We start from the raw sequence: 13,514 nt of genomic DNA, 5'->3' as shown, positions 1-13,514 counted from the left end.
CATTCTTCCGTATGGGGGTGCACCGATGCGCAACCGGTCACGGACCTGTGGAAAGCCGTCGGCTCAGTAGAGTTGCCTCATGCTGGATTCCACCACCAACCCGCTCGACGACCCGGCTGCCGACCCGTTCGGGGTGGCGCGCCAGGCAGCCGCCCAACTCGCCGAGAAGACCGGCGTCGAGCGCCACGACATCGCCCTCACGCTCGGGAGCGGCTGGGGCAAGGCCGCGGATCTCATCGGCGAGACCGTCGCCACCGTCCCCGCCACCGAGATCGTCGGCTTCAGCAAGCCGGCGCTGGCCGGGCACGTCGGGACGCTGCGCTCGATCCGCCTCGCCAACGGCAAGCACGCGCTCGTCATCGGCGCACGGACCCACTACTACGAGGGCCACGGGGTCCGCCGGGTGGTCCACAGCGTCCGCACGGCCGCGGCTGCCGGAGCGAAGACGATGGTCCTCACCAACGGCGCGGGCGGCATCAAGGACCACTGGAAGCCGGGCACGCCCGTCCTGATCAGCGACCACATCAACCTGACGGCCGACTCGCCGCTGGAGGGAGCGACCTTCATCGACTTGACCGACCTCTACTCCTCCCGGCTGCGCGAGATCGCCCGGACGGTGGAGCCGTCGCTCGACGAGGGCGTCTACACGCAGTTCCGCGGTCCGCACTACGAGACCCCCGCCGAGGTGCAGATGGCGAAGGCGATGGGCGGCCACATCGTCGGCATGTCCACCGCCCTCGAGGCGATCGCGGCGCGCCAGGCGGGCATGGAGATCCTCGGCATGTCCCTCATCACCAACCTGGCCGCTGGCATCCAGAAGACCCCGCTCAGCCACCAGGAGGTCATCGACGCGGGCCGCGAGGCCGAGCCGGTGATCAGCGCCCTGCTCGCCCAGATCGTGGAGGTCCTGTGAGCACGAAGGACACCGCGCAGCTCCTCGAAGAGGCCCGCGCCTGGCTGGCCCAGGACCCGGATCCCGAGACCCGCAACGAGCTGGACGCCCTGATCGTGGAGGCCGAGTCCGGGTCTGCCGATGCGCTCGCCGAGCTGCACTCCCGCTTCGACGAGCGCCTGGCGTTCGGCACGGCCGGCCTGCGCGGCGCGATCGCCGCCGGCCCCAACCGGATGAACCGCGTGCTGGTGGCCCAGGCGGCCGCCGGTTTCGCCCGCTGGCTGCTCGAGCACACCGAGGGCGGAACCCCGTCCGTGGTGATCGGCTACGACGGGCGCAAGAACTCGGACGTCTTCGCGCGCGACACGACGGAGCTCATGGCGGGCGCCGGAATCCGCGCGGTGCTGCTCCCGCGCCTCCTGCCGACCCCCGTCCTCGCCTTCGCCGTCCGGCATCTTGAGGCCAGCGCCGGTGTCATGGTGACCGCCAGCCACAACCCGCCCAACGACAACGGGTACAAGGTCTACCTCGGCGGAGAGGATCACGGCTCGCAGATCGTCTCGCCGGTCGATGCGGAGATCGCCGCGCACATCCTCGACGTCGCCCGGGGCAGCGTTGCCGACCTGCCCCGCTCGGACCGCTACGAGGTCGCGTCCGACGACGTCGAGCAGGCGTACATCGACGCGACGGTCGCTGTGGCTGCCACCTCGACGCCGCGTGACGCCGTCTCGTTCGCGTACACCGCCATGCACGGCGTCGGCTGGCGGACAGCTCGCGAGGTCTTCTCGCGTGCCGGTTTCGCCTCCCCCACGCCTGTGGCCGAGCAGATCGATCCCGACCCGGCTTTCCCGACCGTGGCCTTCCCGAATCCGGAAGAGCCGGGCGCGATGGACCTGTCCTTCGCGACCGCGCGCGAGGCCGGCGCCGACCTGGTCATCGCCAACGATCCCGACGCCGACCGCCTCGCCGTCGCCATCCCGGACGCGTCCAGCGCCGACGGCTACCGCCGGCTCTCCGGCAACGAGGTGGGCGCGCTGCTCGGCTGGCGCGCCGCCGAGCTCGCGGTGGCCCAGGCGGACGAGCGCGGTCCGTTCGGGGCGCTGGCCTGCTCCATCGTCTCCTCCCCCGCACTGGCGGCGGTCGCTGCGGCGTACCGCCTCGATTTCGCCGACACCCTCACCGGATTCAAGTGGGTGTCCCGGGCTCCCGGGCTCATCTACGGGTACGAGGAGGCTCTCGGCTATCTGGTGAACCCGGACACCGTCCGCGACAAGGACGGCATCTCAGCAGCCGTGGCGTTCCTCGACCTCGCGAACGGACTGGCGGCAGACGGGGTGACGGTCGCGCAGCGGCTCGATGCCTTCGCCGAGCGGTTCGGCTTCTTCGCCAGCGACCAGATCTCGATCCGTGTCACCGAACTGTCCCGTATCGGCGAGATCATGTCGGCACTGCGGTCGACCCCGCCCAGCCACCTCGGCGAGGTGAAGGTCGCGCAGATCGACGACCTGCGCGACGGCTTCGGCGGCCTGCCGCCCAGCGACGTGCTGCGCATCCTGCTCGAGGACGGCTCGCGGGTGATGGTGCGCCCGAGCGGCACCGAGCCGAAGCTGAAGATCTACATCGACGCCTCCAGCAACCAGGGCACCGTCGAGGAGCGTCGCGCGACGGCGACCGCCCGCGTGGCGGAGCTGGGCGAGGCGATGCGGCTGCTCACGGCGTAGGACCTCGCGGTGGGATGGCGGCCATCCGCGGCGCGGCTATCCGCCATCCCGCCGACGGCCGCAGCCCACCGCCGGCTCCGGCCCGGCGTCTACACCGTGACGGCGCGCGGCGCCCTGGCGAGGTATCCCAGCAGGAAGGTCGCGAGTGCGGCGACGCTGACCACCGCTCCCGCCAGCGGGACCGCCACCGGTCCGCCCGCGGCCAGCGCCAGCGTGCCGATCGGCGGGGCGACAGCGATGCCGACGTACATCGCGGTCGAATACCAGGAGAGTGAGAGGGCCGCGTTCTCCGGCTCGACGTGCACCAGCCGGTGCTGCACGGGGATGGCGATGGCGAACGCCGCGACGCCCCACAGGGCGAACACGACCACCGACGCGGCGAAGGATGCTTCGGTGAACGCCAACACGACGAGGGTGACGGCCTGCGCCGCGAGAGCGACCGCCGCCACCGGTCGGCTGCCGAACCGGTCGGTGAGCGGCCCGGCCACCGTGTTGCCCGCCACGCCGGCCGCGCCGTAGGCGAGCAGCAGCACGGCGAGCAGCGCTCCCGACCCGCCGGTCGAGGCGTGGGTGACGGCCGCCGAGAAGATGTAGACGATGTTGAAGCCGGCGATCATCAGGAGGGTCGTGCCGAGCGGCGCGACGATCCGGAGATCGCCGAGCGGGGCGAGCCGGCGCCTGAGCGAGACGGACGGAGGGACCGGAACACCGCGAACCACGAGCGGGATGGCGACGACGAGCACCACAGCGATGCCGACGATGCACCACAGCGCGAACCGCCAGCCCGCCGCGCCGCCCAGTGCGGTGCCGAGCGGAGACCCGACCGCGGTCGCCAGGGTGAACCCGGCGCCCACGATCGCGAGCGCCTGACCGCGCTTGCCGGGGCGCGCGAGGGAGGCCGCCGCGGCGGTCGCCGTCGGCACGAGTGCCGCACCGCCCAACCCGGAGAACGTGCGCCCGGCGATGAACAGCGTCAGGTCCGGAGCGAGCGCCGAGACGGCTGTTCCGAGGGCGAAGACCGCGAGCCCTGTCGCCATCAGTGTCGCCCGCGGGACGCGCGGCAGCAGGATGGAGACGGCGGGCGCGGCCACGGCGACGACGAGGCTGTAGCTGGTGATGGACCAGCTCACCTGAGTGGCGGTGGCGCCAAGTCCTGCCGCGACTCTGGGCAGGAGGCCGGCGATCACGAATGCGTTGGTGCCGACGACGAAGAGCGCCAGGGCGAGCACCAGCAGGGCGGGGAGGCTTCTGCGGTACGATTGTTCGACGGATGTCATACTGTCACGGTACGACTATTGTTCGATGATTGTCAAACAGTTTTTGGTGAGCATGACCGACTACCCCACCCCCGACATCGCAGACGTGCAGCTCGTCGACGTGCTGCGCGCGGTCGGCGACCCCATCCGCCTGCAGATCGTCCGCGTGCTCGCCGACGGGCGCCCGCATCCCAAGTCGATGACCGAGTGGGGCGTCGACATCCAGAAGTCGACCATGGCGCACCACTTCAAGACCCTCCGTGAGGCCGGCGTCACACGCACCATCGTCAGCGGCCGCACGCACGAGATCCAGCTGCGCCGCGACGAGCTCGACGCGCGCTTCCCCGGCCTCATCGACGCCCTCCTCCGCGACTGACCCGCCGTCCGGCCCATCCCGCCGCCGCCGAGTGGTGAGTCGATGCTCGAATTCGGGTCGAGTGGTGACATCTGGTCGCTACTCGACAGGAGTCGGGCGAGCGACGGGAGTCTGGCGAGCGGCGGGCGTCAGCCCAGCGCTTCGTCGAGCTTCTGCTCGAGCTCCTCGAGGTCGAAGTAGTTGTTCACGACGATGACGTCGGCGTTGGTCCGGCCGATGCGGTCGACGAGCTCCGGCGACGTCAGGACGACCTGCGCGTCGGCCGCCGCCTCGTCGATGTGGGCGGCGTCGGAGGCCGTCACGTCGGCGTCGATCCCGAGCCGGTCGAGCACGCGCTCGGCGTTCACCTTGAGGATGCCGGAGGTGCCGACGCCGACGCCGCAGATGGCGACGATCTTCACCGCGACGCCTCTTCTTCGCTCAGGGTGAGGATGCGCTGCACCTCGGCGACGTCGGTGGCGGCCGCGAGCGCGGGAATGGCCTCCGGATCGTTGAAGACGTTGGCGAGCTCCGCCACGCTGGTGACGTGCGCCTCCGGGGTCGACACGGCGAGGCCGAGGACCACCGAGACCGGGTCGTTGTGCGGGTGGCCGAAGACCACCGGCTCGTCGAGGGTGACGACCGCGAGGCCGTCCGCATTCACATCCGGCCCGGGCCGGGCGTGGGCGAGAGCGAGGCCCGGCGCGATCACGATGTACGCCCCGAACTCCTCGATCACCTGGATCATGCGCTGTCCGTAGCCCTGCTCGGTCGCTCCCGAGCGGGCCAGCGCCTCGCCGGCCAGCTCGACCGCCTGGCGCCAGTCGACGGCGTGCGCGCCGACGGTGATGGCGGAATCAGGCAGCGGTGGCAGTGACATGAGTTCAGAGTAACGCCCGGGGGGTTACGAACCCTCGAAACCTGCTGTGATGATCTCGGCCAGCTCTTCACGCTCTTCCAGGGGCAGGAACGCTCCGGCAGCGGCGTTGAGCTGGAAGATCTCCAGGTCTGTCCGGTCGTAGGCGAAGGCGTCGGCGAGGATGCTGAGCTCGCGGGTGAGCGTCGTGCCGCTCATCAGGCGGTTGTCGGTGTTCACCGTCACCCGGAAGCCGAGCTGGTAGAGCAGGTCGAACGGGTGGTCGAGGATGTCGTCGCCCCAGGCCGCGATCGCGCCGGTCTGCAGATTGGAGGTCGGGCTCGTCTCGAGCGCGATCTCCCTGTCTTTGACCCACTGCGACAGCGAGCCGAGCGTCACGTACGTGTTGTCGTCGTCCTGACGCTCGATGGTGATGTCCTCGGCCAGGCGCACACCGTGGCCGAGACGCAGGGCGCGGCCATCGAGGAGGGCGCCGCGGATGCTGTCCAGGCCGTCGGCCTCGCCCGCGTGCACGGTGGCCGGGAAGAACTCGGCGGCGAGGTAGTCGAACGCGTCGCGCAGGTTCGAGGCGGGGAACCCGGCCTCAGGACCGGCGATGTCGAAGCCGACCACCCCGCGGTCGCGGTGCCGGACGGCGAGCTGGGCGATCTCCAGCCCGCGGTCGTTCTGCCGCATCGCGCTGACCAGCTGGCCCACGCGGATGCGGCCGCCCGCATTGCGCACGTCGTCGATTCCCTGCTCGATCCCCTCCTGCACGGCCTCGACCGTCTCGTCGAGGCTCAGGCCGCGGGAGAGGTGCTGCTCGGGCGCCCAGCGGACCTCGCCGTAGACGACGCCGTCCTCGCCGAGGTCCTGCACGAACTCGCGCGCGACCCGGGTGAGACCCTCGCGGGTCTGCATGACTGCGGTGGTCAGGTCGAAGGTCTTCAGGTACTCGACGAGCGAGCCGGAGTTGGACTTCTCGGCGAACCAGCGGCCGAGCTCTGCGGCGTCGGTCGCCGGAAGCTCCAGGCCGATCTCCTCCGCGAGCTCCAGCACGGTCGCCGGGCGGAGACCGCCGTCGAGGTGATCGTGGAGGGAGACCTTCGGGAGGGGACGGATCTCGGTTCCGTCGGCCAGCTCGTACTCGTTCCAGGCGTCGCTCATGAGTCCAACCCTAGGCGATGCGGTCGGCGATCAGCGGGCCGCGCTCGAACGCGGTCCCGGCGGGCGCGATGCGGTAGGCGCCCTCCAGGGCGTCCAGCGCGCGCTCGAACCGGGCGGGCTCGTCGGCCGACAGCGTGAAGAGCGGCTGGCCGGCGCGGACCTCGTCGCCGGGCTTGGCGTGGAGGTCGATCCCGGCCGCGTGCTGCACCGGGTCCTGCTTGCGCGCGCGGCCGGCCCCGAGCCGCCACGCGGCGATGCCGAACGGCAGCGCCTGCTGCTCGACGAGCACTCCGTCGGCGTCCGCGACCACCGTGTGGGTCTCCTTCGCAACGGGGAGCGCCGCATCCGGGTCGCCACCCTGGGCGCGGATGACCTCGCGCCACTTGTCCATGGCGCGCCCGTCCTTCAGGGCGGCCTCCACATCCTCGTCGGGGCGGCCGGCGAGCGTCAGCATCTCGCGGGCCAGCGCGACGGTCAGCTCGACGATGTCGGCGGGGCCGCCGCCGGCGAGGACCTCGACCGACTCGCGGACCTCGTTCGCGTTGCCGATGGCCAGGCCGAGCGGCACGTTCATGTCGGTGAGGAGCGCGGACGTCGCGACACCCGCATCCCGGCCCAGCTCGACCATGGTCCTGGCGAGCTCGCGCGAGCGCTCGATGTCCTTGAGGAAGGCGCCCGACCCGAACTTCACGTCGAGGACGAGCGCGCTCGTGCCCTCCGCGATCTTCTTCGACATGATCGACGAGGCGATCAGCGGGATCGCCTCGACTGTTCCGGTGATGTCGCGCAGCGCATACAGCTTGCCGTCGGCCGGAGCCAGGCCGGAGCCGGCCGCGCAGATGACGCCGCCCTCGTTCCGCAGCTGCTCGAACATCTCCTCGTTGCTGAGGCTCGCGCGCCAGCCCGGGATGCTCTCCAGTTTGTCCAGCGTCCCCCCGGTGTGGCCGAGTCCTCGGCCCGAGAGCTGCGGCACAGCGACGCCGAAGGTGGCGACCAGCGGCATCAGGGGCAGGGTGATCTTGTCGCCGACGCCGCCGGTGGAGTGCTTGTCGGCGGTCGGCTTCCCGAGCCCCGAGAAGTCCATCCGCTCGCCCGACGCGATCATCGCGAGGGTCAGGTCTTTGATCTCGCGGCGGGTCATCCCGTTGAGGAAGATCGCCATGGTCATCGCGGACATCTGCTCGTCGCCCACGTAGCCGCGCGTGTACGCGTCGACCAGCCAGTCGATCTCCGCCGTGCTCAGCTCGCCGCGGTCGCGCTTGGTCCTGATGAGGTCGACGGCGTCGAACGCCTCGACCTCTCCGGTCAGATCGGTCACAGAGGTGTTCCTGTTCAGTCGTTCTCGTGCTCGGCCGCGTAGGCGGCGAGCTGGCGCGGCCCGAACGCGTCGGGCAGCACCTGGTCGATGGTGCGGATGCCGGAGACGGTCTCCAGCAGCATCCCCTCGGCCGAGTGTTCGTACAGCAGCTGACGGCAGCGTCCGCACGGCATCAGCGTGGCGCCGTCGCCGTCGACGCAGGTGAAGGCGATGAGACGGCCGCCGCCTGTCATGGCGAGCGACGACACCAGTCCGCACTCGGCGCACAGCGTGACGCCGTAGCTGGCGTTCTCGACGTTGCAGCCGCTGACGACGCGCCCGTCGTCGACGAGAGCCGCCGCTCCCACCGGGAACTTCGAGTACGGCACGTAGGCGTGGCTCATGGCCTCGTTCGCGGCCGAACGGAGGGCCTCCCAGTCGATGGACTCCGGGGTCGGGTTCTGTGCGCTCATGACTTGATGTACGGCTTTCCGTCGGCGGCCGGAGCCCGGGACAGGCCCACCAGGCCGGCGACCGCGAAGATGGTGACGACGTAGGGCAGCATCAGCATGAACTCGCTGGGGACCGGCGAGCCGATGATGCCCAGGACGTTCTGCAGGTTCGACGCGAAGCCGAACAACAGGGCGGCGAGGGTCGCGCGGATCGGATCCCAGCGGCCGAAGATCACGGCCGCGAGGGCGATGAAGCCCTGTCCGGCGGTCATCTCTTTCGAGAAGGCGCCCACAGAGCCCAGCGTGAAGTACGCGCCACCGAGGCCGGCGACGGCTCCGGCGAGGGAGACGTTCCAGAACCGCGTGCTGTTGACGTTGATGCCGACCGTGTCCGCGGCCTCCGGGTGCTCGCCGACCGAGCGGAGGCGCAGGCCCCAGCGGGTCTTGAACAGTCCGAACCAGACCGCGAAGATCGCGATGTACATGAGGTACTCGATGATCGTCTGGTGGAACAGCACAGGGCCGATGACCGGGATGTCGCTCAGCAGCGGGATGGGCCACTCCGGCAGGCGCGGCGGGTGGTTCAGCAGCTGCGGATCCCCGGCGAGGACGGTCGAGTACAGGAAGCTGGTCAGGCCGGTGACGAGCACGTTCAGCACGACGCCGACGATCACCTGGTCGACCAGGTACTTGATCGAGAAGGCGGCGAGGACGAACGAGACCAGCACGCCGGCGACGAGGGCGGCCAGGAGACCGACCACCCAGCTGCCGGTGAGGGTGGCCGTCATCGCCGAGACGAAGGCGCCGGCGAGCAGCTGACCCTCGATGGCGACGTTGACGACGCCGCCCCGCTCCGAGATGACGCCGCCCAGCGCACCGAACACCAGAGGCACGGAGAGGCTGATCGTGCCGAGGAGCAGACCGGTGACGGGCACCGGCAGCTCACCCGATCCCGCCCAGGCGAGGAACGCGAACATGAACAGGAGCGCGAACACGATGACCACCCAGATCGGCGTCGTCCTGGCGCGGTACGAGTAATACGCGCTGAGCGCCGTCAGCCCGATCAGCAGCACGGTCACGACGGTCGTGGTGACGAACGTGTCGACCGTCAGGTTCGGGAGGGTGATCGCGTCCGACTTCTCGGAGAACCGGAAGGTGCTCTGGCCGTGCCGCGCGAAGCCGAAGAACAGCACGACGCTGATCACGACGAAGACGGCGAAGGCGATCGGCGCCTTCCAGGAGCGGATCTCGGCCTTCTCGAGGACGATCGGCGAGGAGTCGGGGACGACGGGGGCGGTGGTGCTCACTTGGCCTCCACCTCCTTCGTGACGATGGGACCCGGTCTCCGGGGAGAGCTCCCCGGCGCGGGCAGACGGAAGATCGCGCGCACCAGCGGCGGGGCGGCGACGAACAGCACGATCAGCGACTGCAGGATCAGGACGATGTCGATCGGGATGTCGTTCGCCGCCTGGATGGTGTAACCGCCGGCCTTGAGCGCCCCGAACAGCAGACCGGCGATGAACACGCCCCACGGCCGGGAGCGGCCGAGCAGCGCAACGGTGATCGCATCGAAGCCGATGCCCGCATCCACACCCGAGCTGATGCCCTGGGGGAAGACGCCGAGCGCCTGGCTCGCGCCGGCGAGGCCGACGAGACCACCCGCGATCAGCATCGCGTACACGTAGATGTTCTTGACGTTGATGCCCGCGACGCGCGCGGCGTTGGGGTTCTCACCGACGGCACGGAAGCGGAAGCCGAGGCTCGACCGGTTGATCAGCCACCACACGAACACGGTCGCCGCGATCACGATCACGAACGCCCAGGTCAGGTTGTACTGCTCGCCGAACAGCGGAGGGAAGACGGCGTTCGCGTGGACGGCCGGCGCCTTCGGGTTGTTCGATCCCGGCGCCTGGAGCAGACCCTTCGTGCGCAGCATGTACGCGATCAGGTAGAACGCGATGTAGTTGAGCATGATCGTGACGATCACCTCGTGCGCACCGGTCCGCGCCTTCAGGAGGCCGACGATCCCGGCCCAGATCGCCCCGCCGACGATGCCGGCGATCACCGCGAGCACCAGGTGGAGGACCGGCGGCAGGTTGAACGAGAAGCCGACCCATGCCGCTGCAGCGGCCGCGATGAGGAGCTGTCCCTGTCCACCGATGTTGAACAGGCCGACGCGGAACGCCAGCGCGACGCCGAGACCGCTGACGATCAGCGGCGTCGCGAAGGTCAGGGTGTCGGTGAGCGGCCGGATGCCCGCCGAGAAGGAGGGGCGGCGGAAGTTGTAGATCGCACCCTGGAACATGGACACGTAGGCGTTGGACACCGAGGTCCAGATCGCCGAGAACGTGTCGCCGGGGCGGGCGAAGAAGTAGCCCGCGGCCTTCTGCACCTGGGGGTCGGTGATGGCGATGAGGATGGCGCCGACGACCAGAGCCAGCACGACGGCCAGGATCGAGATGACCACCGGTCCGCTCATGATGTCGCGGACCGCCTGGTTCCAGCGCGAGGGCTCCTCGTCGTGTGCGGGCGCGGGGGGCGTGCTCCCCGGCCCGGCGGGCTGGGCCGGCGCCGTGTCGGTCCCGGTCATGCTGCTGCTCCTGCCTGCTCCGGCGTCTCGCCGGCCATCATCAGTCCGAGGACGTCACGAGACGTGTCACCCGGCACGATTCCTACGATTCCCCCGCGGTACATCACCGCGATGCGGTCCGCGAGCGCGGCTACCTCGTCGAGCTCCGTGGAGACGACGATGACCGGGATGCCCGCGTCGCGCGTCTCGACGATGCGCTTGTGCACGAACTCGATCGAGCCGACGTCGAGACCGCGGGTGGGCTGCGCCGCGACGAACAGGCGCAGGTCGCGGCTGAGCTCGCGGGCGAGGACCACCTTCTGCGCGTTGCCGCCGGAGAGCCTCCCGACCTTGGTGTCGATGGACTGGGTGCGCACGTCGAACTCGCGCACTTTCTCTTCGGCGAAGTCCTTGAGATACGAGAACTGGATGTTGCCGCTCTTCACGAACGGCTGATCGGTCGACCGGTCGAGCATCAGGTTCTCCTGGATGGTGAACTCACCGACCAGGCCGTCCTCGTTGCGGTCCTCCGGGATGAACCCGACACCCGCGTCGAGGACCCGGCGGACGCTGTGGCCCTGGATGGGCTTCCCGTCGAGCAGGATCTCGCCCTGCACGCGCGGCTGGAGGCCGATGATCGCCTCGGTCAGCTCCGTCTGTCCATTGCCCTGGACGCCCGCGATCGCGAGGATCTCGCCGGCGCGCACTTCGAAGCTGACGTTGTTGACGACCAGCTGACCGATCGGATCGATCACCGAGAGGTCCTTCACCACCAGCGCCGGCGCACCGGGCGTCGCGGCCTCCTTCTCGACGGTCAGCGAGACCGCACGGCCGACCATCATCGACGCCAACTCGACGTTCGTCGCGGTCGGCTCGGCCTCGCCGATGACGTTCCCGAGGCGGATGACCGTGATCCGGTCGGCGACCTCTCGCACCTCGCGCAGCTTGTGCGTGATGAAGATGATCGCGGTCCCCTGCTCTTTGAGCTGGCGCATGATCGCCATCAGCTCGTCGGTCTCCTGCGGGGTGAGCACCGCGGTCGGCTCGTCGAAGACGAGGACCTTCGCGTTCTGGGAGAGCGCCTTGATGATCTCGACGCGCTGCTGGACGCCGACCGGGAGGTCTTCGACCAGCGCGTCCGGGTCGACGTCGAAGCCGAAGCGGGCGGAGATCTCGCGCACCTGAGCGCGGGCGGCGTTCAGGTCGAGTCGGCCGCCGAGCTTCGTCTGCTCGTGACCGAGCATGACGTTCTCGGCGACGGTGAAGACCGGGATGAGCATGAAGTGCTGGTGCACCATGCCGATGCCCGCTTTCATGGCGTCGCCGGGGCCTGCGAACCGCTGGACGACGTCGTCGAGCAGGATCTCGCCCTCGTCGGCCTGGTAGAAGCCGTAGAGCACGTTCATGAGGGTGGACTTGCCTGCGCCGTTCTCGCCGAGCAGGCAGTGGATCTCGCCGGGTTCGACCGTGAGATCGATGTGGTCGTTCGCGACCAGGGCACCGAAGCGTTTGGTGATGCCGCGGAGTTCGAGCTTCATTCGGGTGGGGTTTCCTTCTCTACTCGCCCAAGAGCACAGAGCTTGTTCAACCTACCTTTTTGCACATATGTCAGTGTGTGCTCAGATGAGCGTCAGCGACAAGTGCGGAACGCGACAGGGAGGCCAGCCGCAGCTGACCTCCCCGTCGATGCGTTCTCGTCGCAGTTACTGCTTGGGCGACGACGGCGACGTGACCTTGATCGAGCCGTCGATGATGCCGGCCTTGATCTTGTCGAGCTCGCCCTGCAGGCCCGAGTCCACCTTCGAGGCGAAGTCGTGGAACGGGGCCAGGCCGACGCCGTCGTTCTTCAGCGTGCCCACGTACGGAGTGCTGTCGAACTTGCCCTTGGCCGCCTGGGTGACGACGTCGTTGGTCGCCGGCTTCATGCCCTTCATGACCGAGGTGAGGAGCAGGTCCTTCACGGTCGGGTCGGACTGGAAGACGTCGGCGTCGACGCCGATCATCGCGATCGGCTTACCCGAGTCCTTGATGGCCTGCGCGGCGGACTGGTAGATCGGACCGCCGACCGGCATGATCACGTCGGCGTTCTGGTCGATGATGCCCTGAGCCGTGTTCTTCGCGGTCTCATTGGCGTCGAAGCCACCGGTGAAGGAGCCGTTCTGCTTGTCGACATCCCAGCCGACGACCTTGACCGACTTGCCCTTCTGGTCGTTGAAGTACTTCACGCCGTCGGCGAAGCCGTCCATGAAGATGGTGACCGTCGGGATCTGCATGCCGCCGAAGGTGCCGACGATGCCGGTCTTCGAGTAGCTGGCGGCCGAGTAGCCGGCCAGGAACGCGGCCTGAGCAGTGTCGAAGATGATCGGCTTGACGTTCTTCGCGGTGATCTCGTTGTCGTCGATGATCGCGAAGTTGACGTCCGGGTTGGCCTTCGCGGCCTTCTCCGTCGCGTCCTTGAGCAGGAAGCCGACCGTCACGACCAGGTTGCAGTTGGCGTTGACCATGCTGTCGATGTTCGGGGCGAAGTCGTTCTCGCTCTTCGACTCGGCCGACTTGTACTTCACGTTCAGCGACTTGGCGGCCTGCTGGAGACCCTCATAGCCGAGCTGGTTGAACGAGTGGTCGTCGAATCCACCGGAGTCGGAGACCATGCAGGGCTGGAAGTCGCTCTTCGCGGCGCCACCGGACGAGCTGTCCGACGGGGCAGCCGAGCATGCGGCGAGCAGCGACATGACGCCGACCGCCGCCAGGCCGACGAGGCCGGCCTTACGGGCTGTGATTGACAAGGTTGTTCCTCCAAGATGCGTAGCCGCGCGGGTAATCGCAGGCTTCTGCGGTTCACGTTACCGAATGTGACGAACAGCGCCGTTCGAAAATCCGGCTTCTTCATGCAAGCGTTACAAATGCTCACCCGATTGGCACGTGCTCATTCGAGCAGCCTGTCACCCG

General features: G+C 69.0%; 13 protein-coding genes. 3 read left to right on the top strand and 10 right to left on the bottom strand.

The annotated features are described in order from the left end of the window. Positions 1 to 79 precede the first annotated feature (79 nt). Both SB754_RS02735 and SB754_RS02730 read left to right on the top strand, forming a co-directional pair. The gene (locus tag SB754_RS02735) at positions 80 to 913 is read left to right on the top strand and encodes a purine-nucleoside phosphorylase (RefSeq protein ID WP_410780818.1); all 834 of its coding nucleotides are present in this window, start codon (positions 80 to 82) and stop codon (positions 911 to 913) included. After that, positions 910 to 2,613 (top strand): phospho-sugar mutase, encoded by a 1,704-nt coding sequence (locus tag SB754_RS02730; protein ID WP_410780817.1) that lies wholly within the window; start codon positions 910 to 912, stop codon positions 2,611 to 2,613. Before SB754_RS02735 ends, SB754_RS02730 begins: the two co-directional genes overlap by 4 nt. Before the next feature lie 89 nt (positions 2,614 to 2,702). On the opposite strand, the gene SB754_RS02725 is transcribed toward SB754_RS02730, so the two are convergent. Beyond that, positions 2,703 to 3,890: an MFS transporter gene (locus tag SB754_RS02725; protein ID WP_410780816.1), complete on the bottom strand. Its 1,188-nt coding sequence runs from the start codon at positions 3,888 to 3,890 to the stop codon at positions 2,703 to 2,705. Between the two features lie 52 nt (positions 3,891 to 3,942). On the opposite strand from SB754_RS02725, the gene SB754_RS02720 reads away from it, so the two are divergent. After that, positions 3,943 to 4,245, top strand: coding sequence for an ArsR/SmtB family transcription factor (locus SB754_RS02720; protein WP_410780815.1), 303 nt, complete (start codon positions 3,943 to 3,945; stop codon positions 4,243 to 4,245). Between the two features lie 128 nt (positions 4,246 to 4,373). Here SB754_RS02720 and SB754_RS02715 read toward each other — a convergent pair whose 3' ends face one another. The 9 genes from SB754_RS02715 to SB754_RS02675 all read right to left on the bottom strand — a co-directional run bounded on the left by SB754_RS02715 (position 4,374) and on the right by SB754_RS02675 (position 13,351). Next, positions 4,374 to 4,646: a PTS sugar transporter subunit IIB gene (locus tag SB754_RS02715; RefSeq protein WP_121259595.1), complete on the bottom strand. Its 273-nt coding sequence runs from the start codon at positions 4,644 to 4,646 to the stop codon at positions 4,374 to 4,376. Then, positions 4,643 to 5,104: a PTS sugar transporter subunit IIA gene (locus tag SB754_RS02710; RefSeq protein WP_410780814.1), complete on the bottom strand. Its 462-nt coding sequence runs from the start codon at positions 5,102 to 5,104 to the stop codon at positions 4,643 to 4,645. The genes SB754_RS02715 and SB754_RS02710 overlap by 4 nt, the downstream gene beginning before the upstream one ends. A 24-nt stretch (positions 5,105 to 5,128) precedes the next feature. Further along, positions 5,129 to 6,247, bottom strand: coding sequence for an adenosine deaminase (locus tag SB754_RS02705; protein ID WP_410780813.1), 1,119 nt, complete (start codon positions 6,245 to 6,247; stop codon positions 5,129 to 5,131). A 10-nt stretch (positions 6,248 to 6,257) separates the two neighbouring features. Then, entirely contained in the window at positions 6,258 to 7,565 is a 1,308-nt protein-coding gene (locus SB754_RS02700) for a thymidine phosphorylase (RefSeq protein ID WP_410780812.1), read from the bottom strand. 14 nt (positions 7,566 to 7,579) lie between these two features. After that, on the bottom strand, positions 7,580 to 8,017 hold the full coding sequence (locus SB754_RS02695) for a cytidine deaminase (protein ID WP_410780811.1): 438 nt from the start codon (positions 8,015 to 8,017) through the stop codon (positions 7,580 to 7,582). Further along, positions 8,014 to 9,303, bottom strand: a complete 1,290-nt coding sequence (locus tag SB754_RS02690; RefSeq protein ID WP_410780810.1) for an ABC transporter permease — start codon at positions 9,301 to 9,303, stop codon at positions 8,014 to 8,016. Before SB754_RS02690 ends, SB754_RS02695 begins: the two co-directional genes overlap by 4 nt. Then, positions 9,300 to 10,586 (bottom strand): ABC transporter permease, encoded by a 1,287-nt coding sequence (locus SB754_RS02685; RefSeq protein WP_410780809.1) that lies wholly within the window; start codon positions 10,584 to 10,586, stop codon positions 9,300 to 9,302. Before SB754_RS02685 ends, SB754_RS02690 begins: the two co-directional genes overlap by 4 nt. Next, positions 10,583 to 12,103, bottom strand: coding sequence for an ABC transporter ATP-binding protein (locus SB754_RS02680; protein ID WP_410780808.1), 1,521 nt, complete (start codon positions 12,101 to 12,103; stop codon positions 10,583 to 10,585). Before SB754_RS02680 ends, SB754_RS02685 begins: the two co-directional genes overlap by 4 nt. Positions 12,104 to 12,268: 165 nt before the next feature. After that, positions 12,269 to 13,351: a BMP family lipoprotein gene (locus SB754_RS02675; RefSeq protein WP_410780807.1), complete on the bottom strand. Its 1,083-nt coding sequence runs from the start codon at positions 13,349 to 13,351 to the stop codon at positions 12,269 to 12,271. Positions 13,352 to 13,514: the final 163 nt, after the last annotated feature.

Origin of the sequence: Leifsonia sp. SIMBA_070, from assembly GCF_046534635.1 — a bacterium.
GTDB lineage: Bacteria > Actinomycetota > Actinomycetes > Actinomycetales > Microbacteriaceae > Leifsonia.
This window is presented reverse-complemented; position numbering and strand designations above follow the sequence as displayed.